This is a genomic window from Aeromicrobium sp. MLTX1 (genome assembly GCF_046452335.1).
In the GTDB taxonomy this organism is placed as follows: Bacteria; Actinomycetota; Actinomycetes; order Propionibacteriales; family Nocardioidaceae; genus Aeromicrobium.
Genome location: NZ_JBKFDN010000002.1, coordinates 874,890 through 897,755 on the forward strand (window position 1 = coordinate 874,890; position 22,866 = coordinate 897,755).

The 22,866-nt window shown below is 72.7% G+C and carries 19 protein-coding genes; 4 read left to right on the plus strand and 15 right to left on the minus strand.

What is annotated here, in order from left to right; all coding sequences use genetic code 11:
* Window positions 1-40 precede the first annotated feature (40 nt).
* Window positions 41-1,369 (plus strand): class I adenylate-forming enzyme family protein, encoded by a 1,329-nt coding sequence (locus ACK99Q_RS14705; RefSeq protein WP_410186852.1) that lies wholly within the window; start codon window positions 41-43, stop codon window positions 1,367-1,369.
* Window positions 1,370-1,375: 6 nt separating this feature from the next.
* Here ACK99Q_RS14705 and ACK99Q_RS14710 read toward each other — a convergent pair whose 3' ends face one another.
* Window positions 1,376-2,332, minus strand: coding sequence for a helix-turn-helix domain-containing protein (locus ACK99Q_RS14710; RefSeq protein ID WP_410186853.1), 957 nt, complete (start codon window positions 2,330-2,332; stop codon window positions 1,376-1,378).
* Between the two features lie 102 nt (window positions 2,333-2,434).
* Here ACK99Q_RS14710 and ACK99Q_RS14715 point away from each other — a divergent pair, with 102 nt between their 5' ends.
* Complete coding sequence (locus ACK99Q_RS14715) at window positions 2,435-2,584, plus strand: hypothetical protein (RefSeq protein ID WP_410186854.1); 150 nt, start codon at window positions 2,435-2,437, stop codon at window positions 2,582-2,584.
* 72 nt (window positions 2,585-2,656) lie between these two features.
* On the opposite strand, the gene rpsA is transcribed toward ACK99Q_RS14715, so the two are convergent.
* From rpsA to ACK99Q_RS14745, 6 genes are all read right to left on the minus strand, one after another.
* Window positions 2,657-4,117, minus strand: coding sequence for a 30S ribosomal protein S1 (gene rpsA, locus ACK99Q_RS14720; RefSeq protein ID WP_410186855.1), 1,461 nt, complete (start codon window positions 4,115-4,117; stop codon window positions 2,657-2,659).
* 121 nt (window positions 4,118-4,238) lie between these two features.
* Window positions 4,239-6,230, minus strand: coding sequence for a CotH kinase family protein (locus ACK99Q_RS14725; protein ID WP_410186856.1), 1,992 nt, complete (start codon window positions 6,228-6,230; stop codon window positions 4,239-4,241).
* 48 nt (window positions 6,231-6,278) lie between these two features.
* Entirely contained in the window at window positions 6,279-7,529 is a 1,251-nt protein-coding gene (locus ACK99Q_RS14730; RefSeq protein WP_410186857.1) for a M18 family aminopeptidase, read from the minus strand.
* 9 nt (window positions 7,530-7,538) lie between these two features.
* Window positions 7,539-8,471, minus strand: a complete 933-nt coding sequence (locus ACK99Q_RS14735; RefSeq protein WP_410186858.1) for an NAD-dependent epimerase/dehydratase family protein — start codon at window positions 8,469-8,471, stop codon at window positions 7,539-7,541.
* 55 nt (window positions 8,472-8,526) lie between these two features.
* Window positions 8,527-9,279 (minus strand): class I SAM-dependent methyltransferase, encoded by a 753-nt coding sequence (locus tag ACK99Q_RS14740; RefSeq protein ID WP_410186859.1) that lies wholly within the window; start codon window positions 9,277-9,279, stop codon window positions 8,527-8,529.
* Entirely contained in the window at window positions 9,276-10,097 is an 822-nt protein-coding gene (locus ACK99Q_RS14745) for a class I SAM-dependent methyltransferase (protein WP_410186860.1), read from the minus strand. Before ACK99Q_RS14745 ends, ACK99Q_RS14740 begins: the two co-directional genes overlap by 4 nt.
* An 83-nt stretch (window positions 10,098-10,180) precedes the next feature.
* Between ACK99Q_RS14745 and ACK99Q_RS14750 the strand changes: the two genes are divergently transcribed.
* On the plus strand, window positions 10,181-11,284 hold the full coding sequence (locus ACK99Q_RS14750; protein ID WP_410186861.1) for a glycosyltransferase family 4 protein: 1,104 nt from the start codon (window positions 10,181-10,183) through the stop codon (window positions 11,282-11,284).
* An 88-nt stretch (window positions 11,285-11,372) separates the two neighbouring features.
* Here the strand turns inward: ACK99Q_RS14750 and ACK99Q_RS14755 are convergent, their stop codons facing one another.
* The 4 genes from ACK99Q_RS14755 to ACK99Q_RS14770 all read right to left on the minus strand — a co-directional run bounded on the left by ACK99Q_RS14755 (window position 11,373) and on the right by ACK99Q_RS14770 (window position 14,724).
* Window positions 11,373-12,344, minus strand: a complete 972-nt coding sequence (locus ACK99Q_RS14755; protein WP_410186862.1) for a DUF3068 domain-containing protein — start codon at window positions 12,342-12,344, stop codon at window positions 11,373-11,375.
* 66 nt (window positions 12,345-12,410) lie between these two features.
* Window positions 12,411-13,010 (minus strand): D-glycero-alpha-D-manno-heptose-1,7-bisphosphate 7-phosphatase, encoded by a 600-nt coding sequence (locus ACK99Q_RS14760; RefSeq protein WP_410186863.1) that lies wholly within the window; start codon window positions 13,008-13,010, stop codon window positions 12,411-12,413.
* Window positions 13,011-13,012: 2 nt separating this feature from the next.
* Window positions 13,013-13,645, minus strand: a complete 633-nt coding sequence (locus ACK99Q_RS14765) for an SIS domain-containing protein (protein ID WP_410186864.1) — start codon at window positions 13,643-13,645, stop codon at window positions 13,013-13,015.
* Window positions 13,642-14,724: a GHMP kinase gene (locus ACK99Q_RS14770; protein WP_269306588.1), complete on the minus strand. Its 1,083-nt coding sequence runs from the start codon at window positions 14,722-14,724 to the stop codon at window positions 13,642-13,644. Before ACK99Q_RS14770 ends, ACK99Q_RS14765 begins: the two co-directional genes overlap by 4 nt.
* A gap of 18 nt (window positions 14,725-14,742) precedes the next feature.
* Between ACK99Q_RS14770 and ACK99Q_RS14775 the strand changes: the two genes are divergently transcribed.
* Entirely contained in the window at window positions 14,743-15,996 is a 1,254-nt protein-coding gene (locus ACK99Q_RS14775) for an acyltransferase family protein (RefSeq protein ID WP_410186865.1), read from the plus strand.
* Here the strand turns inward: ACK99Q_RS14775 and ACK99Q_RS14780 are convergent.
* The 4 genes from ACK99Q_RS14780 to ACK99Q_RS14795 all read right to left on the minus strand — a co-directional run bounded on the left by ACK99Q_RS14780 (window position 15,896) and on the right by ACK99Q_RS14795 (window position 22,858).
* Complete coding sequence (locus tag ACK99Q_RS14780; RefSeq protein WP_410186866.1) at window positions 15,896-19,693, minus strand: alpha-(1->3)-arabinofuranosyltransferase family protein; 3,798 nt, start codon at window positions 19,691-19,693, stop codon at window positions 15,896-15,898. The two genes, ACK99Q_RS14775 and ACK99Q_RS14780, sit on opposite strands and share 101 nt — an antisense overlap.
* Before the next feature lie 91 nt (window positions 19,694-19,784).
* On the minus strand, window positions 19,785-19,931 hold the full coding sequence (locus ACK99Q_RS14785) for a hypothetical protein (RefSeq protein ID WP_153302813.1): 147 nt from the start codon (window positions 19,929-19,931) through the stop codon (window positions 19,785-19,787).
* Between the two features lie 96 nt (window positions 19,932-20,027).
* Complete coding sequence (locus tag ACK99Q_RS14790; protein ID WP_410186867.1) at window positions 20,028-21,752, minus strand: hypothetical protein; 1,725 nt, start codon at window positions 21,750-21,752, stop codon at window positions 20,028-20,030.
* The gene (locus ACK99Q_RS14795) at window positions 21,752-22,858 is read right to left on the minus strand and encodes a glycosyltransferase family 4 protein (protein ID WP_410186868.1); all 1,107 of its coding nucleotides are present in this window, start codon (window positions 22,856-22,858) and stop codon (window positions 21,752-21,754) included. The genes ACK99Q_RS14790 and ACK99Q_RS14795 overlap by 1 nt, the downstream gene beginning before the upstream one ends.
* Between the last annotated feature and the right edge of the window lie 8 nt (window positions 22,859-22,866).

Below are 22,866 nucleotides of genomic sequence, written 5' to 3' on the forward strand. Positions count from 1 at the left end.
TCCCAGAGACTTCGAGGATCCCCCGCGAGAGGAATGAGCGATGTCACACCAGGCCGGCGTGCCCGTGGCGATGCCGGCGGCCGACCTGGGCCGCCTGGCCGGACGGATCGCGGCAGGATTCGGGGCGGCGGGCGTCCGGCCCGGAGACCGGGTCGTGGTGAGCCTGCCGAACAGCGTCGAGCTACTGGCGGCGGTGTGGGGCTGCGTCGCCTCCGGACGGATCCCCGTGCCGCTCGACCCGCGACTGACGGCCCACGAGCGCGAGCCGATCCTCGCCGACGTCTCCCCCGCCCTCGTGCTGGACTCGCTGGTGCGGTTCGCCGACCTGCTCGCGCCCGAGCCGGCCGACCTCGACCCGCACCCGCGCTGCCGCCCGATGCACTTCACCTCGGGCACGACGGGACGGCCGAAGGGCGTGTGGTCGGGCTTCTGGGATGCCACGGACGCCGAGCGGGCGGTCCTCGAGGAGCGTGACCTCTGGGACTTCACCGCGTCGGACGTCAATCTGGTGGTCTCGCCGCTCTACCACTCCGCGCCCCTGCGGTTCGCGCTCGGCACGGCACTGGCGGGTGGGTCCGTCGCCGTGCTGCCCGCCTTCACGCCCGAGGGCTTCGGCGAGGCGGTCGAGCGACTGCGTCCCACGACGATGTTCTGCGTGCCGGCGCACCTGCAGCGGCTGCTGGCGCACCTGGAGGCCGGCGCCACGCTCGACGTCTCGTCGTTCCGCCTCGTGGCCCACGCCGGCGCGCCCTGCCCCGACCCGATCCGCCGCGGTGCCCACACCCTCTTCGGCACCGAAGTCGTCTGGGAGTTCTACGGCTCCACGGAGGGCCAGTTCACGGCGTGCTCGGCGCCGGAGTGGGCCGAGCATCCGGGCACGGTCGGTCGCGCCCGGCCGGGGCGCGCGATCACCGTGGACGACGAGGACGAGCTGTGGTGCGCCGTGCCGCCGTGGGGACGCTTCTCCTACTGGAACGACGAGGAGCGGACGGCCGCGGCCTGGCGCGACACCGTCGACGGTCCGGCGTTCACGGTGGGCGATCTCGGCCGCGTCGACGAGGACGGCTACGTGTACCTCGACTCGCGCCGCACCGACCTCATCATCAGCGGCGGGGTGAACGTCTACCCCGCCGAGGTGGAGGCCGCGCTCGTGGAGGTCCCGGGCGTCGTCGAGATCGCCGTGTTCGGACGCCCCGACGATCGCTGGGGCCAGCGTGTCGTGGCGGCGCACGTCGGCGACGCCTCGGAGGACGCGCTGCGCGACGCCGCCCGGGAGCGCCTGGCCCCGCCGAAGCGGCCCAAGGAGTACGAGCGCGTCGAGGCGCTCCCCCGGACCGCCACCGGCAAGGTCAGGCGCACCGAGCTCTGAGCGGCCTCAGGCCGACTCGATGCACGTGAACGAGCGCCGGTAGGCCTGCGGGCTGGTGCCGCGGATCGCGCCGAAGTGGTGGCGCAGGGTGGCGGCGTTGCCGAAGCCCACGCGGTTCGCGATCTGCTCGATCGAGAGCTCGGACGTCTCGAGCAGCTCCTCGGCCATCGCCACGCGGCGCCCCAGCAGCCACTGCCACGGCGTCGTGCCGGTCTCGTCGCGGAACCGTCGCGCGAACGTGCGCTCGGAGAGGTGCGCGCGCTGGGCCAGCGCGGCCACGGTGAGCGGCTCGGCGAGGTGCTGCTGCGCCCAGTCGAGCACGGGCGCGAGGGTCTCGGCCTCGATCGTGGGCATCGGCGCCCGCACGAACTGCGCCTGACCGCCGTCGCGGTGCGGCGGCACCACGATCCGTCGGGCCGCCGTGGCCGCGACGCGGGAGCCGTACCACTGGCGCATGAGGTGCAGGTTGGCGTCGATGCCGCCGGCCGAGCCCGCGCCGGTGACGATCCCGTCCTGCTCGACGTAGAGCACGTCGGTGTCGACGACCGCCTCGGGGAACGTCTCCGCGAGCTCGGGACCGTAGCGCCAGTGGGTGGTGCAGCGACGGCCGTCCAGCAGCCCGGCGTGGCCCAGGTGGAAGGTCGCCGAGCACGAGGCCATGATCGTGGCGCCGCGCTCGTGCGCCGCGCGCAGCACCTCGCTGATGCGCGGGTCCTCGTCGCGGTAGTGGCGCTGGGCCGCCACCGCCACCAGATCGGCGTCGTCCGCGGCCGAGAGGTCGTGCCGCACGACGTAGTCGAAGCCCGAGGTGCCCGTGACGATGCCGGGCACCGGCGTGCACGCCACGAACTCGAAGACCGGGTTGTCGTCGTCGGGGTGGTACGGCTCGGCCCAGATCTCGGCAAGCACGCCCATGCCGAACGGCTCGGCGAGCTCGGGGACGATCATCGCGATCTTGGTCATGACGACCTCCTGGCGGGTTCCGATCGAGTGTGGCGGGATCTTGACGGGTGATGGCGTTCCAGCCACTGTTGGCAGGATATCACTGAGAGCAGAATTCATGCCATGATGATTCTCCTGCTCCTGCTGATGACCCTGACCGCCGCGGCGCTCGCGGCCGGACTGTGGTCGACCATCAACCACGACGGACTCGGCGTCCGCCCCGGCCCGCGCAGCCACGCCCGCGACACCTTCGGTGCGTCGTATGACTCCTGACGACACCGACTCCGAGGACGACGAAGGCCCCCGACCACATGGTCGGGGGCCTTCGTCGTGCTCAGCGGGAGATCACTCGCCGCCGGTCAGCTTCTCACGCAGGGCCTGCAGCGCCTCGTCGGACGCCAGCGAGCCACCGGTCGACTCCTCCTGGGCGGGGGCGGACGTGTACTCGCCCACCTCGCCGGCCTCGAGGTTGGCCTTCTCGGCCTCGGCGACCTGCTTCTTGTGGGCCTCCCAGCGCTCGTGCGCCTCGGCGTACTGACGCTCCCACGTGGCGCGGGCCTCTTCGAAGCCCTCCTGCCACTCGCCGGTCTCCGGATCGAAGCCGTCGGGGTAGATGTAGTTGCCCTGCTCGTCGTAGGACGACGCCATGCCGTAGAGGGTCGGGTCGAAGCTGTCGGCCTCGGCGGCGACCTCGGTCTCGTTGGCCTGCTTCAGCGACAGCGAGATGCGACGACGCTCGAGGTCGATGTCGATGATCTTGACCATGACCTGGTCGCCGATCTGGACGACCTGCTCGGGGATCTCGACGTGACGCTCGGCGAGCTCGGAGATGTGCACCAGGCCCTCGATGCCCTCCTCGACGCGCACGAACGCACCGAAGGGGACGAGCTTGGTGACCTTGCCCGGGACGATCTGACCGATCTGGTGGGTCCGGGCGAAGTGCTGCCACGGATCCTCCTGGGTCGCCTTGAGCGACAGCGACACGCGCTCGCGCTCCAGATCGACCTCGAGCACCTCGACGGTGACCTCGTCGCCGACCTGAACGACCTCGTTCGGGTGGTCGATGTGCTTCCAGGACAGCTCCGAGACGTGCACCAGGCCGTCGACGCCGCCGAGATCGACGAAGGCGCCGAAGTTGACGATCGAGCTGATGACGCCCTTGCGGACCTGGCCCTTCTTGAGCTCGTTGAGGAAGTTCTGGCGCACGGCGGACTGCGTCTGCTCGAGCCAGGCGCGGCGCGACAGGACCACGTTGTTGCGGTTCTTGTCGAGCTCGATGATCTTCGCCTCGAGCTTCTGGCCGATGTACGGGTCGAGGTCGCGGACGCGACGCATCTCGACCAGCGACGCGGGCAGGAAGCCACGCAGGCCGATGTCCATGATCAGGCCGCCCTTGACGACCTCGATGACGGTGCCCTCGACGACGCCGTCCTCGTCCTTGATCTTCTCGATGTCGCCCCAGGCGCGCTCGTACTGGGCGCGCTTCTTGCTCAGGATCAGACGGCCTTCCTTGTCCTCCTTCTGGAGGACGAGGGCCTCGACCGAGTCGCCCACCTGGACGACCTCGTTCGGATCGACGTCGTGCTTGATGGACAGCTCGCGCGAGGGGATGACGCCCTCGGTCTTGTAGCCGATGTCGAGCAGGACCTCGTCACGGTCCACCTTGACGATGGTGCCGTCGACGATGTCGCCGTCGTTGAAGTACTTGATGGTCTGGTCGATCGCGGCGAGGAAGTCCTCTTCGCTGCCGATGTCGTTGACCGCAACCTGCGGGGCCGCAGAAGGAGTTGCGAGGCCGGAAGTCATGTAGTTGGGCTCCGAGTGGATGGAATTGAGTGTGGACAGGATGTGCACCGATTCCGGGCATGCCGGAGCCAGCGCAACTGTCAGTCTACGTCACGCACGGGTGTCGCGTAAAACCGGCGGCTCAGCCGTCGGAACGGCCGAGCTGCTCGTCCATCCAGGCGGTGCGGCCGGCGATCCAGTCGCGCAGCCGGGCGGTCTCGCGCAGCCAGCCCTCCCCCGGCTCCACGCCCGAGTCCGGGTCGCTGGCGAAGCGCAGGACGGTGGTCCACGTGCCGATCTCCTCGGGTGCGGCCCAGACCAGCTGGCCGGCCCCGCCCTCGGCGACCGGCGTGAAGTTCGCGGTCACACTCTCGAGCAGTCGCGCGGACTCCTCGTCGCCGTGCGCGGCGAGGGTCGCCAGCTGCGGCGCGGCCTCGCGCCAGCGGGCGCGCACCTGCTCGACGAACCACGGGTCGGTCAGCAGCCGGTTGTAGTAGTGACCACCGGGCTCGGCCCACAGCTGCGAGGGCAGGAGCGCCTGGCGCCAGCCGTCGTCGGGGAACTGCGGGTGGAAGTGGCGGCCGATCCACCAGCCCGAGGGCAGGTGGGAGTCGCCCGCGTAGCCGAGCTCGTACAGGCCCTGCGAGACGTCGTAGTCCCACGGTGGGCCCATCGCGAGCGTGCCGTCGGCACGCATGACGAGGTACACGCTGTTGCGGAAGCCGGCGTCGAGGTTCTTGGTCAGCTCGTTGACGAGGTACATCGAGACGAAGGAGTCGACGTCGATGCGCTCGCGGTAGCCGTTCTCGGGGAAGGACTCGTCGTAGAGGAGGTCCTCGACCTCCTGGAACGCCTGCCGCACCCGGGCCGGGTGGTTCGTGTCGCCGTCCTTGAGGAAGACGCGCAGGCCGCGGTCGGTGCGGAACTCGGGATCGTCGTCGTCGTTCGTGTCGGCCTCGAGCAGCGTGTCGCCGTCGCCGAGCTCGACGCGCCCGTCGTGCGTCTCGATGCCCTCCCCGAACTGGTAGACGCCGCAGAGGGCGCCGTTGATGCGCAGCTCCACCGACTCGAGGTGGGGCGCCCACGGCACGCCGAGCATCCGTGCCGCGCGCATCGCGACGTCGTTGCGCAGCAGCGAGCGGTCGAAGTGATTGGCCAGCAGCACCCAGTCACGGCTCTGCGGGAGGCCGAGCAGCGAGGCCCTCGCGTCGAGCTTGACCTTGTAGGGACGCTTGCGCTCGATCGAGGCCGTGGAGTTGCCGCGCACGCGCAGGCCGGCCGTCACCGTGGTGAACCGGCCGTCGCGACGGTCGTGGAACGTCAGCCGCCCCTTCACGTAGTCGGTCTTGGTGGTGATGATCTGCGTGCAGGCCTCCGGGCCGCGCGGCCCCGGGACCTCGACGGCCAGCGACGTCACCTGCGGCGGGGTCGTGGGCGTGGGCTCCGTGGTGGGCTCGGTCGTCGGCTGCTCGAGCGGCTCGTCCGGGGTCGGGTCCGGCGACGAGGCGGGCGGGGACGGCACGACCTGCGCGGTGCCCACGACCTGGGGCGCGCCCTTCCAGCGACCCGCGACCACCCGGAACGAGCGTCCCGCCAGGTCCCGCTGCGTGCCGACGACGCCGAAGTCGACGCGTCCGGCCGCATTGCCCGGACGGCCCGCGACCACGGTGCGCCACGTCGAGCCGTCGCGGCGCTGCAGGCTCAACTTGCGGCCGGGGCGCGCGGGCGTGACGCGCGCGGCGACCCGGACCTGTCCCCCGGAGACGCGCACGGTCGTGTCCGCCGCGGGGCGAACGGTGCGGACGGTCACCGTCCGCGTGGAGAGCGCTCGGTGGCGCTTCCCGCGCACGGTCGTCGCCGGCAGGACGGCGCGGTAGTCGACCCGGGACCGCGTGATGGCGGCGGTCGTCCGCAGCACGCCCCTCGCGTCGGTCGTCGCGCGCTGGCTGCGCCACGCGGAGCCGACGCGGTACTTCAGGACGACGGGGCGCCGCACCCGGGTTCCCGACGTCACGACGACGGAGAAGCTCTCGCCGGGCATCACCGTCGTGCGTGAGGCCTTGACGGTCGCGCGAGGTGCGGCCTCGGCCGGCGAGGCAACCACGAGTCCCGTCACCATCACGAGACCACTCACGCCACAGGCGAGAGCGCGCAGGGCCCACCTCATGGAAACTTCCCCGATTCAGTCCGAGATCAGGAACGAGCGCAGGGCCCGTCCGTACGACTCGACGTCGGCCGCGGCCATCACCTCGCGCGCGGAGTGCATCGCGAGCTGCGGCGCACCGACGTCGATCGTCAGGATACCCGTCCTCGCAGCGCTGATCGGACCGATCGTGGAGCCGCACGGGAGATCGGCGCGGTGGACGTAGCGCTGCAGCGGCACGCCGGCGGCGGTGCATGCCGCCGCGAAGATCCCGGCGCCGACACCGTCGGTGGCGTACCGGAGGTTCTGGTTGACCTTCAGCACCGGACCGCCGCCGAGTGCGATGCGGTGCAGGGGCTCGTGCTTGTCGGCCTGGTTGGGATGCGTTGCGTGGGCCATGTCGCCCGAGACGCAGACCGACGCCGCGACCGCGCGGAAGACGTCGTCGCGCGAGCCACCGGCGGCCAGCACGATCCGCTCGAGCACCGAGGACAGCAGCGGCGAGTCGGCGCCGCGCTCGGACGTGCTTCCGACCTCCTCGTGGTCGAACAGCACCATGACGTGGCGTGCCGTGGGGTCGCCCGCCTCGACCGCGCCCAGCAGCGCGTCGAGGGCCGCCGAGCACGTGGCCTGGTTGTCCAGCCGCGGGGCGGCGACCAGCTCGCCGTCGGGGCCGGTGCGGCCCGAGGGGCGCAGGTCGAAGGTCATGAGGTCAAAGCCGGTGACGGCCGAGCCGTCGAACCCGGCACGCTCCCCCACGACCTCGAGGAACGGACGACGGGTCAGGCCGGCGAGGGCGTCGAGGTGGCGCTGGCGGTCGAGCTTCGAGCCGTCGCGGTCGAGGTGGATGGCCAGTCGCGGCACCCGCAGCAGCGGCGCGTCGACCCGGACCGTGCGGGTGGTGCCGTCGCTCAGCGCGACGCGGCCCGCGATGCCGAGGTCGAGGTCGAGCCACGACTCCAGCAGCGGCCCGCCGTAGGGCTCGAGCGCCACGGTGGCCTGGCCGTCGCGCCAGCCGTCGTGGTGCTGCTTGAGTCGCAGGTTGGGGCTGTCGGTGTGGGCGCCGACGATGCGGAACCCGGCGTGGGCCGGGGCGTCCGCCCCCGTCGACCATGCGACGAGCGTGCCGCCGGAGACGATGAAGTGACGTCCCGCCGCGGTGGGCCAGGCGTCGCGCGGGTCCACCGCGGTGAACCCGGCCTCGGTCAGCCGCGCGGCCGCCGTCTCGCAGGCGTGGAACGGTGTCGGCGAGGCGTCGACGAAGGAGATCAGGCGGTCGGCAGCGTGCATGGCGCCACCCTAGCGACGGTTGCGGAAGTCCTCGATCGTCGCCTTGAGGCCGATCTCGGCCGTGGTCGAGGGCGACCAGCCGAGCAGCTCGCCCGCGAGGGTGATGTCGGGGCGGCGGATCTGCGGGTCGTCGACGGGACGCGGCACGTGCACGATCTGCGACGAGGACTCGGCCAGGTCGCGGATCCACGTGGCCAGGTCGAGCATCGAGATCTCCTCGGGGTTGCCGAGGTTGACCGGGCCGGTGGCGCTCGACTCCATCATCGCGACGAGGCCGCCGACGAGGTCGTCGACGAAGCAGATCGAACGGGTCTGGTGGCCGTCTCCGGCGACGGTGATCTCACGGCCCGTGAGCGCCTGGTGGACGAAGTTCGGGATGGCGCGGCCGTCCTCGACGCGCATGCGCGGGCCGAACGTGTTGAAGATGCGCACGATCTTGGTGTCGACGCCGAACTCGCGGCGGTAGGCCGCGGTCATGGCCTCGCCGAAGCGCTTGGCCTCGTCGTAGACCGAGCGGGGACCGACCGGGTTCACGTGGCCGAGGTAGGTCTCGGGCTGCGGGTGGACCTGGGGGTCGCCGTAGACCTCGGAGGTCGAGGCCAGCAGGTAGCGGGCGCCGTGCGCGTGGGCGAGGTCGAGCGTGTTCTTCACGCCCATCGAGCCCGTCATCAGCGTGTGGATCGGGAGGCGGTGGTAGTCGACCGGCGAGGCGGGCGAGGCGAGGTTGTACACCTGGTCGAACGGGCCCTCGATCGCGTCGACCGCGGCCGCATCGGCGATGTCGGCGTCGACGATCGTGACCTGGTGGGCGACGGCGGCGAGATTCTCACGTCGGCCCGTGCTGAAGTCGTCGACGACGACGACCTCGTGTCCCGCGTCGACGAGTCGCTCCACGAGGTGCGATCCGACGAAACCGGCGCCGCCAGCAATCAACGCGCGCATCCGTGCTTCCCTTCGCCTGAGTCCGCCAGCTTTCTACTGGCGAGTAGGACTCAACTCACAGGGTACCCCGGAGTTCGCCCGGTTCGGCGACTTCGCGCCCATCTCGTCGCAACAGCAGCAGCAGATTCCACGACAGGACCTCGCGGACGACGGGGACGCGCACGAGGAACGACGCCCAGCGCGGCAGGTAGCGCGGCCGCGCGGACACGACGCGCACGCCCGGGGCGCGCTGCGCCCAGCGCATCCCCCACGCGACCGAGAGCTTGAAGAGGGTCTCGCCGACGCGGTTCTTCGGCGGGTGCCCGTGACGGCGGGTGTACCGCTCGATCGCGCGACGCCCGCCGAGCCAGTGCCACGGCGACGTCTCGTGGCCGCCCCACGGCGACCACCAGTTCGTGTAGGAGAGGAACACCAGTCCGCCGGGCTTCGCGATGCGCACCAGCTCGCGGGCGACGACCTCGGGGTCGCGGACGTGCTCGAGCAGGTTGGACGAGAACACGAGGTCGGCCGAGCCGTCGGCGAACGGCAGGGCCGCGGCGTCGGCCGCCACTCCCCCGTCGGCGAGCGCCGGGACGTCGGGGTCGAGGTCGACCGCGACGTAGCGGGCGCCGCGGCGACGGAACTCCTCGGCGAACTCGAGCGGGCCCGCGCCGATGTCAACGACGAGCCGTCCGTGCAGCGACATCTCGTGCTCGACGAGGTCGGCCGAGTCGCGCGCGAGCGCACCGTAGAAGCGGTGCGGCTCGGTCTGCTCGACGAGGAAGGAGCGGAAGAGGTGGACCGAGCGGCCGATGCCCTCGCCCCTCATCGGGCGGGCCTCGTGGCCGTGACGACGAGCGTGGGACGCCAGCGCGGGCGCACGAGCCGCAGCAGCAGCGCGGCCGGCGCGAGCGCCATCGCGAGCCAGCGGGTGGTGCGCGACGCCAGCACCCCGGCGGGCCGGTCGGCCGGACGGAGACGCCGCACGAGGCTGGCGCCCTCCATCGTGAGGTTGTCGGTGAGCGATCGCGAGACGCGCACGTCGGCGAAGCCCGCCGCATCGAGCAGCCGGGTGATCGAGTCGGCCGAGAAGAAGCGCACGTGCGTGGGGTCCTCCAGCAGCCACCACGCGTCGGAGAAGGCGCGCAGGGAGGCGCTGTCGGCCGCCGGCGTCAGGAAGAGCACGCGGCCACCCGGGCTCAGCAGCCGGTGCGCGGCGCGAGCCAGGGCGTGGACGTCCTGCACGTGCTCGACCACGTGGACGCCGTAGACGAGGTCGGCCGGCGCGGCGGTCTCGGGGACCTCCTCGATCCCGCACGCGTGCAGCTCGGCCCGCGCGCGGACCTGCGGGTCGACGTCGACGTGCAGCTGGTCGGGGTCGCAGCCCGCCACCGGATGGCCCTCGTCGAGGTAGCGGCGCAGCATCGCGCCGCCGCCGAAGCCGATCTCGAAGACCCGGGCCCCGGACCGCAGCGGAGCGGCCCGGCGCAGCGTGCGCGAGGTGAGGGCGAGCCGCACCCGGTCGAGGCCGGGGTCGCCGCCGTAGGCGACGTCGCGCGGATGCGCCGGAGCGGCCTTGGGATCGCGCTCGATGTGAGAGCATTTCGGACAGGTCGCGAGCACCGAGACGCCGTCCCGCAGGGTCACGGGCGTCGTCGGTGTGGAGCACACCTCACAGGACATCGGACACCTCACCCCTCGCACGGACAGGAGAGCACGCTATCAGCGGATTGCGCATCGCCATCCTGAGTTGGCGTGACCTCGAGCATCCCGAGGCCGGCGGCGCGGAGGTGTTCGCCGAGCGGACCGCCGCGACCATGGCCGAGCGCGGCCACGACGTCGTCCTGTTCGCCTCCTCCTTCCCCGGCGGGACCGCCCGCGCCGAGCGTCACGGCTTCCGCCTGGCGCGCGCCGGAGGCCGCTTCGCGGTCTACCCGCGGGGCCTGTGGCACGTGTGGCGCCGCCGTCGCCGCTACGACATCGTCCTCGACGTCCAGAACGGCGTGCCCTTCTGGACGCCCCTCGTGTTCGCCAAGCCGCTGCTGGCCGTCGTGCACCACGTCCACCGCGAGCAGTGGTTCACCTTCTTCCCGCGCCCGATCTCCTCGATCGGCTGGTTCCTCGAGTCGCGCGTCGCGCCCTTCGTGTACCGCCGCCAGCAGTACGTCACGGTGTCCGAGGCCTCGCGACGCGAGCTGGCCGCCGTGGGCGTCGACCCCGCGCGCGTCTCGGTGGTCTACAGCGGCAACGAGGCACCCGACCACGTCCTGGAGCACGAGCCCGAGCCCGAGCGGGGCACGCGGCTGGCGTGCCTGGGCCGTCTCGTGCCGCACAAGCGCGTCGAGCTCGCGATCGACACCGTCGCCGCGCTCAAGGACGAGTTCGACGACATCGCCCTCGACGTCATCGGCGGCGGCGACTGGATGGACTCCCTCGTCGAGCACGCACGCCGCGCCGGCGTCAGCGACCGGGTCGTCTTCCACGGCCACGTGAGCGACGACGAGAAGCACGCGCTGCTCGCCGGAGCGGCGGCCCTGGCCATGCCGTCCATCAAGGAGGGCTGGGGCCTGACGATCCTCGAGGCCGGCTACCACGCTGTTCCCACGGTGGCGTTCCGCTACGCCGGCGGCACGCAGGAGTCGGTCCAGGACGGCCACACGGGCCTGCTCGTCGACACCGACGAGGAGTTCATCGCCGGCCTGCGCCGGCTGCTGGCCGACCCCGACGAGCGCGCCAAGCTGGGCGCCGCCGCGCGCGAGTTCGCGCTGCGCTTCGACTGGGACCGCACGGGCCACGAGCTGACCGACCTGGTCGAGCGCGTCGCGCGCTCCTGAGGCCCCCAGCGACTCACACGCTCACCGCACACGACGAAGGGCCGCCGTCCCCCGGAGGGGGCGGCGGCCCTTGCGGTGCCGGGGACCGTCAGGCGGTCGCGTAGGCGTCGTCGTTCACATCGGCGTCACGGTTGCCGCGGAACCGGACCGCGAGCGCGACGCCGACCACGATGAACAGGATGCCGAGGCCGCCGATCGCCAGCGGCAGCCAGGTGCGGACGGCCTTGAGGACGCCGACCTTGGAGCCGTAGTCGTCGATCGTGGCCTGGACCGTCTCGGGCGTGGACGCCGAGACGGTGTCCATCGCGACGACGTCCTGGGCGCCGGGCTCGTCCAGCTTCAGCCACTGCTTCTGGGCCTCCTGGACCTTCACCATGACGCCGGTCTCGGGCTCGACCCAGATGGTGCGCTCGTTGGCGTACGTGCGCGTGGCCTCGACCGCCTCGGTGTCCTCGAGGCCGAAGATGCCGCGCGGGACCTCACGGACGCCGAACTCGGTCTCGGGGACCGAGCCGAAGAAGCGGTAGGTGTCGATCGAGCCGTCGGTGCCCTCGACCTTCTCGGTGCCCTCGTACTCCATCGTCATGGGCGCCTTGATCGTGGCGTCCCAGTACTCGTAGCTCTTCTTCTGCGTGTTGAACGGGAACTTGATGATCTGGCCCTCGAACTCGATGGGCTCGCCGTTCTGCGAGGCGCCCGACCACGGGACGGCCTCGCCGGTGAAGCGATCGATCGCGAACGTCTGCTCGAGGAAGTCGATCGGCGGGGCCTGGTCGTTGTTGTCGGTGCTCTGGCCCTTGGTGTAGACGCCGATGTCGGCGCCGTCGTTCTCGTCGGAGGCCTCCGACGCGAGGTCGGGATCGCCGATGACGGTCGCGACGGTGGAGATCGGGCCCGAGCCGGGGGCCACGTTGTCGGCGTCGAAGAAGTTGGCGTTGTCGTCACCCAGGACCTGCTGGGTGTTCTGGTCCTTGGGGACCACGGCCAGGCGGTCGTAGGCGTACACCTTCATCGCGACGCCCAGCGTCAGAAGGAACGCTCCGAGCGTCAGGAACGCCACCGCGCCACGAGAAAACTTCCGCACAAGTGCCTCCGGTCTAGGGGTGCTGCAAACAGTATTTGTGAGTTACCTCTCGCGAGAGCGTAGCACCACGAATCCCTCTTGTTGCGGATCCCTACTGATGAGTACATCCGCGATGCGAGCGCTGCCCACGCCCGCGGGTCCCGCGTCCAGCCAGGCGACCCCCGCGGCGTGCGCCGCGGCCTCGTCGCTGGGCTGGTCGCCGACCATCACGACGCGCTCGGGGCGGGCCCACGGCGCCCGTGCCAGGGCCCGCAGCAGCATCCCCGGCAGCGGCTTGCGACAGTCGCAGGTGCCCGTCTGGTGGGGGCAGACCTCGATCCCGTCGAGCCGCCCACCGGCCCGCGCGAGCCGGTGGACGAGCGCCGTGTGGACCTCGACGAGCTGCTGCTCGGACAGCTGCCCGGTGGCGATCCCCCGCTGGTTCGTGACCAGCACGGTGCGGATGCCGGCGCGGGTCAACTGTCCGACCGCGCGGGCCGCGCCGGGGCGCAGCCGCAGCTCTGCGGGCGACGCGATGTAGCCCGGCCGGTGCACGTTGAGGGTGCCGTCGCGGTCGAGCAGCACGAGGTCCCATGGGACGTCGCGGTCCGGCGGCGGGATCTCACCGGTGTCGCGTCCGAGCAGCGCCTCGGCGGTCCACATGGTCAGGACGTCGGCTGCGACAGCACGTCGACCGCCTCGCACCAGGCGTGCGCCCACAGCATGTGGACCTCCTGGATGCGCGGCGTGAAGTCCGAGGGCACGTGCAGCACGTGGTCGGCGCGGCCCGGCAGGTCGCCGCCGCCCTCGCCGGTGAGCGCGACGGTGGTGATGCCACGCTCGCGAGCCGCGTCGAGCGCGCGCAGGATGCTCTCGCTGCGCCCGCTGGTGGACATCGCGATCAGCAGGTCGCCGGGGCGGCCCATCGACTGGACGCCGCGGACGAACACGTCGTCGAAGCCGTAGTCGTTGCCGACGGCCGTGATCGAGGTGAGCGAGTCCGCGAGGCACACCGCGGGCAGCGGCGCGCGGTCGAGGATGCACTTGCCGACGAACTCGGCCGCGACGTGGCTGGCGATCGCGGCGCTGCCGCCGTTGCCGGCCACCAGGATGGTGCCGCCGGACCGGAGCGTCTCGACGACGGCCCGGCCCGCGGCGTCCACGGCCTCGACGAGCGCGGGCTCCTCGAGGGCGCGTGCCAGGGTGGCCCAGGCGTCGATGCCCAGCGTCTGGCGCTGTGCGACGACCTGCGCCACCGCGTCGTCCGAGACGCGGTGCAGATGGTGCTCGATCGTCAACTCTGTCCCCTCCACGTGACCAGTCCTTCCCTCGAGAACGTGAACTCCGAGACCGCCAGCCCCATGCGGGTCAGCTCCTCCGCCACGACGTGGCGTCGCTCGAACTCACAGATGAAGACCAGGTGGCCGCCGCCGCCGGCGCCGGTGACCTTGCCGCCCAGCGCGCCGAGCGTGAGCGCCTTCTCGATCGCCTGGTCGATGAGTGGCGTGGCGATGCGGTCGGACATCTTGCGCTTCTCGTCCCACGCGCGACCCAGCAGACGGCCCAGCGTGTCGACCTCGCCGCGCACGAGCGCGAGCTTCATCTCCTCGGCGAGCACCTTCTGGGCGCGCAGGCCCTCGAGGGCCTCCTCCTCGCCGCGCTCGTACCGCGACACCTGGTCGTCGATGATGTGGTCGCTGACGCGGGTGTTGCCGGTGTAGGCCAGCAGCATGTTGTGCTCGAGCTCGTGGATCGTCGAGTCGCGGATCCGCAGCGGGTTGACGACGACCTTGTCGGTGAACTCGATGTAGTTGAAGCCGCCGAACGCCGCGGCGTACTGGTCCTGGGCGCCACCGGGGATCTGGAGGTCCTCACGCTCGAGCCGGTAGGCCAGCTCGGCCACCTCGTACTCGGTGAGGTCGACGCCGAGGTGCTGCGCGACGACGCCGATCACGGCGACCATCACCGCGCTCGACGAGCCCAGGCCGGACCCCGGCGGGGCGTTCGTGTGGATGAAGAGGTCGAAGCCGGTCGCCTGGACGGCGCCGGGGTACTGGCGCAGCCGCGCGATCGTGGCCTTCGGCAGGTCGAGCTGACCGTCGAGCTCGAGGTCGTCGTCGACGTTGAAGCCCACCGAGTAGCCGTAGTCGAGCGACTTGATGGTGACCTGCCCGTCGGTGCGCGGACGCAGGGTGCAGTAGGAGTAGGCCGAGATCGTGGCCGACAGGACCGCGCCGCCCTCACGCTCGGGGAACGGCGCCACGTCGGTGCCGCCGCCCGCGAACGAGATGCGCAGCGGGGCACGGGCACGCAGCACCGGACGGCGGACGTCGACCGCGGAGGGATCGGCTGACACCTGGTGGGACTGCTGTGTCATCCGTACTAGCCTCCAGACGTGACGCGTCGCACTGCCGGGCGCAGTGCGACGTCAACCTACCTGATGTACGACCATCCCGGAGGGCCCATGGGTCACCTGCGTTTCGTCGACGGGCTGCGTGCCGTCGCGGCGGGTCTCGTGCTGGTCTCGCACGTCGCGTTCTGGACCGGGGCGGCCAACATCGACCTCGTCGGAGGGCTCGTCGCGCGGGGCGACGCGGGCGTGGCGGTGTTCTTCGCGATCTCCGCGTTCCTGCTGCTGCGGCCCGCCATCGCGCGCGGCCTGGACGGCGTCGCGAGCGAGCCGGGCTCACTGGGGAGGTATGCCGTGCGCCGCGCCGCGCGCATCCTGCCGGCCTACTGGCTGGCGCTCGCCGGCGTGCTCGCCGCGGCCGTGTGGGTCACCGGATCCGGCAGCGGTGGCGCCGAGAAGGTCGCCGCGCACCTGCTGGTGCTGCAGGGATACACCGGCGACTACTACCAGTCCTTCACGCAGACCTGGAGCCTGACGACCGAGGTGACGTTCTACGTCCTCGTGCCGCTGCTCGGGGCCGTGCTCACCCGCGGGCTCTGGCGGCGCGGCTCGCGCGGCGTCGGCGCGCTCGTCGGGCTCACGCTGGCGGTCGGCGCGGTCGGCCTCGTCGCGCAGGCCGTGGCCGCCGCGTGGACGCACGCGGGGTCCGACGGTGGCGCCGGGGTGCTGGCGACCAGCGTCCTGGGCCACCTGGCGTGGTTCGGGGCGGGCACGGTCGTGGCACTGCTGGCCGAGGGCCACCGCCGCGGCGTCGGCCCGCTGGCCACCCGACCCGGGCTGCTCGCCGTCTGGAGCTCGCGGCCCACGCTCGTGCTGCTGGCGGTCGTCACCTACGTGCTGGCCTCCTCGCCGATCGCGGGCCCGCGCGACCTCACGGCGCCGACCGTCGGCCAGGCCGTGGTCAAGGAAGCGCTGTACGCGCTGTTCGCACTCCTGCTGCTGGCGGCGTGCGTGCAGGAGCCGCGTCCCGGGACCCCTGCCGGCGCGGTCGCGCGCTGGGGCGTCACCCGCTGGCTCGGCGACATCTCCTACGGCGTGTTCCTGTGGCACCTCGTCGTGCTCCAGGTGCTGTTCGAGGTCACCGGCGCCACGCTCTTCGCCACCGGCTTCTGGTGGGTGCTCTACGCGGTGGTCGGCTTCAGCGTGGCGCTGGCGTCGCTGTCGTGGCTGCTCGTCGAGCGTCCGGTCCTGACGCTGGCCCGGGGTCGAACAGCCCGCGACCGAGCAGCGCGAGCGTGAGCAGCCCCGTCAGCTGACCCAGCACGGTGCCGGCCGAGGTCCGGTCGACGACGCCGAGCGCGGCCATGGCCACGGCACCGAGCCCCATCATGACGATGGCGGCCGGCACGACCAGCCGGCGCGGCAGCAGCCAGGCCACCACCACGAGCGCCAGGCCTGCGGGTCCACCGCAGAGCAGGCCGACGGCTCCCGACACCGCCCAGCCCAGCCGGCGGTCGGGCTCGTCCGCGGGCGCGGGCCAGGTGTCGTCTGGCAGACGTCGGCGACGCGTCGCGACGAGTGCGCCGATCAGGAGCAGGAGCGCCACGGGCGCGGTGGCCAGACCCCAGCGGTGCGCGGTGGACGGAGCGAAGTCGATCACCACCTCGCCGGAGACCGCCGCGGGGACGCGGAAGCCCTGCCGCCAGCCGTCGATCGTGACGGACTCGAGCTCGTCACCGTCGGCCGTGGTGGCCCGCCAGCCCGCGTTCGCGCCCTGCGTCAGGGCGATGACGGCGTCGTCTCCCCCGCTCAGCGAGGCGACGATGCGTCCTGGGCTCTCCTCCCGTGACTGCACCGAGCGGCCGACTCCCGCCGCCGAGTCGACCGTGCCCAGCACGATCCGCTCGAGCTGCAGCGCCGGCGGCAGCTCGGGACGGACCTCGACGACGCCGCGGCCGACGGAGGCCTCGTCGTCACCGCACACCGGCAGGGTGAACGGGTCGCCGCTCACCAGGCGTGAGCGGGCGATCTCGCCGCCGACGCGCACCGTCGAGTCCCCGACCGAGACCGTCGAGCACGGCACGCGGACGGGTCCGGGCTCGTCGATCGCCTCGAAGTCCAGGTCGGGCACGGTCCAGTCGCCCTCCCCCGGCATGCGGACGACGGTGAGGGTCACCCGGTCGCCCGAGCCCTCGACGACGCCACCGGTCGCGGGGAGCACGGTCACCCGGCCGCCGACCGTGGCGCGGATCGAGTCGATGCCCGCCCCGTCCGTGGTGATCCGTCCGAACGTCGTGTCCTCGGGCAGCGTGACCTCGACGGTGGCGGCATCGCGACCGTCGGGGACCTGCCAGGACGTGGTCGGGTCGCGATCGAACGCGGCGCCGGGCCGCGAGGCGATCTCGTCGGGGTGGGCACGGTCCTCGGAGTCGAACGTGGCCGGGGCGTCGAGGAGCGACTCCAGCTCGGCCCCCGGGCGGGCGCGCGCCGTGACCTCGACCGGCACGCGCGCCTCGGCGGTGGACCGGAAGGCCCAGCGCGGCGCCGCGGCGTCCTCCTCGAGCGGGCTCAGCAGGACGCCGGTGCGCTGCGGATCGACCTCGCCCGGCAGGAGCAGGCGCGAGCCCCACTCCTGCTCGGAGCTGGCGACCTCGGCGACGCCCCGCACGACGGGTCGCGGCGCCTCGGGCAGGACGACCGCGAGGCGCGTGAACTCCTCGGTGCCGAAGTCCGCGGTCCAGTCCGAGGTGGCGTCGACGGTCTCGGCGCGGGAGCTGCCGTCCGCACGGACCGCGCGCAGGGTGACCCGCTCGGTCGCGGGTGTGGTCTCGGCGGGCTCGACCGTGACCGTGCCCAGCGGTGCCGGATCGTCGAGCGTGAGCACGAGTCGACCGTCGGTGACCTCGTCGGTGAGCCAGGCCGTCCGGGGATCGCCGTCCAGCGCGGCCGCGGGTCCGGAGTCCGTGCCCGACCAGGCGGCGGCGAACGGATCCGCACCCGAGCTGGACGCCTCGACCGAGGACAGGCCGATCCACTCACGCACGGGCTGGGTGGTGCGGTCGCCGGCGGGCGGGAGGTCGCGCGCCCCGATCGGGACGGGGCCGTCGTCATCGACGTCGAGCGTGGGGCCGAAGGCGAGCTGGGCCGGGCGACCACTGTTGAACTGTCGCCAGCGCGGCGAGTCGGTCACCACGTCGGCGTCCTCGGCCGCCGGCGAGACCGAGGTCCACGCCCACGGGGACAGGCCGATCGCGGTGAGGTCGTGGAGCGCCTCGGGGCCACCGGCGACGACGACCTCGCCGTCCGCGGGCATCGACTCGACGAGCGGCGTGGGACCGGAGCCGACCGTCCACACCGAGAGGTCGCCGAAGCGCCGGTGCTCGGCGAATCCCGGGGAGCGGTCCAGCGTGCGCTCGACCCGGTCGGCCGGCAGCGCCTGCACGAGCGGCAGCACCCCGTGCCGGACGACGACACGCGCCACCCCCATCCGCTCCAGCAGGTCGGCGAGTCCGGGCTGCGCCACGCCCGACGCTGCTGCCGCGTCGATCCGGTCGAGCAGCCGGGTCGCGCCGGGATGTCCGAGCGGCGCGGCGGGCCGCGTGACGATCGGCGACTCGGCCAGCGCGACGAGCGGCTCGTCCGAGGTCTTGCCCCACGTGAACTCCGCCGTGCGCGCAGCCGGCAGCACGAGCGTGGAGCCGCCGTCCTGCGCGTGCAGCGCGTCGAGGTCGGCCGCGGCCTCGCGCCACGTCGCGGGAATCTCGTCGTAGCTGTTGGCGTCCCCGCCGCGACCCGACCACCACGCCATGGGCGACAGCAGGGCCGCCACGAGCACGACCACGGTGGCCGTCCTGGGCATCCGTCGCGCGCGACCGAGGCCGTGCGCGACCAGGGCCGCCGCGCCGAGGGCGAGCGGCAGCCGGACCAGCGGGTCGGCCTTGTGCACGTTGCGCAGTGCCGCGCCCGGCCCGTCGAGGAAGTCGCGGACGAGCTCGGCCACCGGCGAGCCGACGATCCCGGCGTGCCCCACCGCCATCAGCACCGTGCCCAGCAGGGCCGAGCCGACGAGGAAGCGCGAGACGTCGCGGCGCTCGCGGTCGCGACCGAGGACGACGAGTCCGGCGACCCCGGCGCCAGCCACGAGCATGCCCGCGACGATCGCGACGAGACCCTGCGCCTGCACCCAGCCGGACTGCCACACGGGGTGGGACTCCGCGTCGAGGATGTAGGCGATCCAGTGGTCGGCGCCGCGCAGCACGTTGGGCACCGAGGTCACGGCCGTGGTGATCCGGGCGGTCTCGATGTAGTCCAGGAACGGGTAGCCGTAGCGACCGAGCACGAGGAGCGGCACGACCCACCACGCGGCGCCGACGAGCACGCCCGCGGACCAGGCGAGGACGGCGCGCCCACGCCGCGCGGCGCGCGGTGCGGTGAGCAGCACCAGGAGCGGGAGCAGCAGCACGACGGCGGACGCCGTGGCGTTGACGCCGCCGAGAGAGAAGGTGAGCAGTCCCGTGATCGAGGCGGCCCGGACCAGACTGGCTCGGTCGGTGGAGGGCCGGACCATCGTCCAGGCGCTCAGCACGAGCCAGGGCGCCACGGCACCCGGCCAGGCCTCGACCGAGATCTCGGGCAGCACCGTGACCACACGCGGGGCGATGGCGTAGAGGGCGCCGGCGAGCAGGGCGAGGTCGGGGCGCAGCCGCAGGAGGCGGCGGGCGACGAGATAGGTGCCGGTGAAGCCGACGACGAGGATCAGGCTCCACCACAGGCGCTGCGCGGCCCAGCCGGGGAGGCCGATCGCGTCGGCCAGGCCCATGAACGGCCCCAACGGGAAGAGGTAGCCGTAGGCCTGGTTCTGCAGCTCGCCGAGGCCCGCGTGGGAGTTCCAGGCGTACAGGGCTCGCGCGAGGTAGTCCCACGGGGCGACCGTGAGATCGAGCTTGGTGTCGGGCTGCGTGCGCCCGGGCGCGACGACCCACGGAAGAATCGCCACCAGCAAGGTGCTGGCGGCGATTCTGACCCGTTGCGCGACGTCGGGCGTCGCGGAGGGTTCGTCGATGGTGGGGTGTGTCACCCCGGTTCGATCAGGACTCGTCGTACGCGATGACGGACGAGTGCGTCTGATCCTGCTTGACGGCGGTCTGGCTCGCGACGATGCCGAGGACCGCGAGAATTCCAAGGATGATCCCGGCAGCGCTGCCGCCGATGGTCCAGACCGCGTTCTCGCTCATGTGCCCCTGTTTTCCGTAGTCGAGGAATACTTATCGGTAACCCTAGCAGCCCACCGGCGGCTTGTCCCGCAGACGACACACGCGTGATCCGGCGCCTCAGGAGTGCTCGCGCGGCCTCCGGACGACGGCGCCGACGGCCCCTCCCGCGGCGAGGGCCAGACCGAGGCCGCCCAGCGCGAGACCGAGGTGGTCGATCGGCTCGGCCGCGGCAACGGTGGCGAGCCCGTCGTCGCCGAGGTCCCACCACTCGAGGGACTCGGTGCGCACCCGCAGGTCGGCGTCGGCCAGCTGCAGCGCGGTGAGGGTGGGTCCGGGCTGGTCGGGCTGGATCAGCACGTGGCGCACGCCGACGGCGCGCAGTGCCGCCAGGACGTCGCCGCCGGGTGCGCCCAGGGCGCGCGTGACGTCGGCCGCTCGGGGGTCCTCCCCCGCCACGACCCCGTCACGCAGCGGCAGCGCGTCGTTGACCCGGACGTCGCGCTCGAGCAGGCGCGGCCACGGGTCGAGCAGGACCCGGTCGTCGTTCCAGTCGTACCGGCGGTACTGGGTCCACGGCAGCACCGCGACGGCGCCGGGCTCGGCCCGCTCCAGCCGCTCGGCGACGAACGTGAAGTCCACCGGGTAGTCGACCGAGCCCCAGCGGCCGCCCGCACCCCCGGCGAGCCCGGGCAGCGTCACGACGGTGACGAGGCCGGTGGCGGTGGCCAGTCCCCCGGCGATCCAGCGCCCGGCGCCGCGCCGGGACGCCGTGGCGGCGAGGCGGGCGGCGCACAGGCCCACCGCCAGCGACACCGCGACCATCCAGAGCGCGGCGAACTTCTGCCCGTCGCGCACGAGTCCGCCCCCGGGGACCTGGAGGACGAGGAAGGACACGAGCTCGCGGCCACCGGGCAGACCGGCCGCGATGCCCGCGACCACGCCGAGGAGCCCGGCGACGGCGGCACCGAGGTACTCGGGCCGCGACCGGACCCGCGCGTCGGACCAGGCGATCACGACCGCTGCGAGGACTCCGACCAGTGCGACGCCGGACAGCAGCAGGCTCTGCCGCTCGGCGAACCAGCTGGCCTCGTTCCAGATGCCCCCGCCGGTCAGCACCGAGCCGACCATGCCCCAGGGCGTGTCGCCGCGGGCCGCGAAGGCCTCGACGCCCGCGGAGTCCGCCGACGAGGAGGCGTCGGAGCGCAGAAACGGGAACCACCACGATGCGGCGACCAGGACCGAGACGAGCATGGCCCAGCCCCAGGCGCGCCACGCCCGCGACCAGCGCGAGCCCGCCAGCAGCACGGCCGTGGCCATGACGACCGCGAGGACGGCGCCGGTGGAGCCGGAGAGTCCGGCCAGCGCCATCACCACGCCGAGCGATCCCACGGCGGACTCGCCCCGGCGGACGCGGCCCGCGGTGCGGACGACCCAGAACAGCGCGGCGTAGCCGAGCAGGTAGCCCCAGTGGCCGATCGCGAGCCGCTCGGCGACCCACGGGTTCCAGCAGGCGACGAGCGCGCCGGCGACCGCGGCCCGCCGGCCGGGCAGCAGCGCTCCCGCACCGGCGCCGGCCACCACGAACACCGTGACGAGCAGCAGCTTCTGGACCAGCCAGCCGGGCAGGACGGTGGACAGGACCGCCACGACGAGGTCGTTCGGCACGGCACGCGGCACCGCTCCGTCGACGCCGAGGGTGCGCTCCCCGAAGCCCAGGTCGGGCACGAACACCATGTCGTAGCCCAGCTGGAAGCCCGGTGCCAGCGTCGGGCCGAGGATCACGAGTGCGGCCAGCAGGCCGACGAGGCCGCCGACGGCGGTGGGCGTGGTCGCGCGTCTCATCAGCGCGCCCCGTGGAGGCGTTCCATCTCGGCGAACGCCTCGCCCATGCGCCGGCACTGCGTGAGCAAGTCGTGGTGCTCGACGACCCACGCACGGTTGGCCTCGCCCTGACGGCGGCGACGCTCGGCGTCGGACAGCCAGCCGACGAGCGAGGCCGCCAGGGCCTCGACCTGATCGGGTCCCTCAACGTCGAGCAGGTCGTTCCCCGGCGCGATCGCCTCGTGGTTGCTGCCGCAGCGGGTGGTGACGACCGGCAGGCCGCAGGCCTGGGCCTCGACGTAGGCGAGGCCGAACTGCTCCTCCCACTTCCACGTGGGCCGCGGCGCGGTCGTGAAGACGGCGGCGCTGCGCAGCAGGTCGCCCACGCCCGCGGCGTCGAGGCCGCCCACCAGCGTGACCCCGCCGTCCGGGTCGTCGGCCGCGGCACGCACGAGCCCCTCGAGCGGCCCGCGGCCCGCGACGACGAGCTCGGCCTCGGGGATCTCGCGACGCACGAGACGCATCGCCTCGAGGATGCGGTCGATCCCCTTGTTCTCGGCCAGCGGGCTGACGAACGCCACGCGCGGGCGGTCGACGACCTCGGGGGCCGGGGTGAAGATCTCGGTGTCCACGCCGGGCTTCACGACGCGGATGACCGCGTCGTCGAAGCGGTTCTCCAGCAGGTGGTCGCGCGCCGCGTCGACCATGCACAGCAGCAGCTCGGCGCTGCGGCACGACTCGAGGGCCTGGCGATAGGGCGGCACGCGGTAGAGCGGCTGGCGCGCGAGGTTCTCCCACGTCACGACGGCCTGGAGCGGACGCCGTCCGGTACCACGCCGGCGCCAGCGCGACGCCTGACCGGTGACGAGCGAGCACAGCTCGAGCGAGGCGACCCAGTCGAAGTCCGCGGGGTCCTGGTCGCGGAGCTCGTTGACCCACGCGAGCGCCCCGGCCTCGATGAAGCGCTTGATCGGCCGGCGGTAGGTGCTGGGCACCCAGGTGAGGTCGCCCACCGGCTCGTCGCGCGCCAGGGCGGTGACGTGCGTGTCGCCCATGAGGGACATGTAGAACAGCTCGCGACGCGGCCGCTGGTCGGGCAGGGACACCCACAACAGTTCGCGCGTCACCCGTCGAT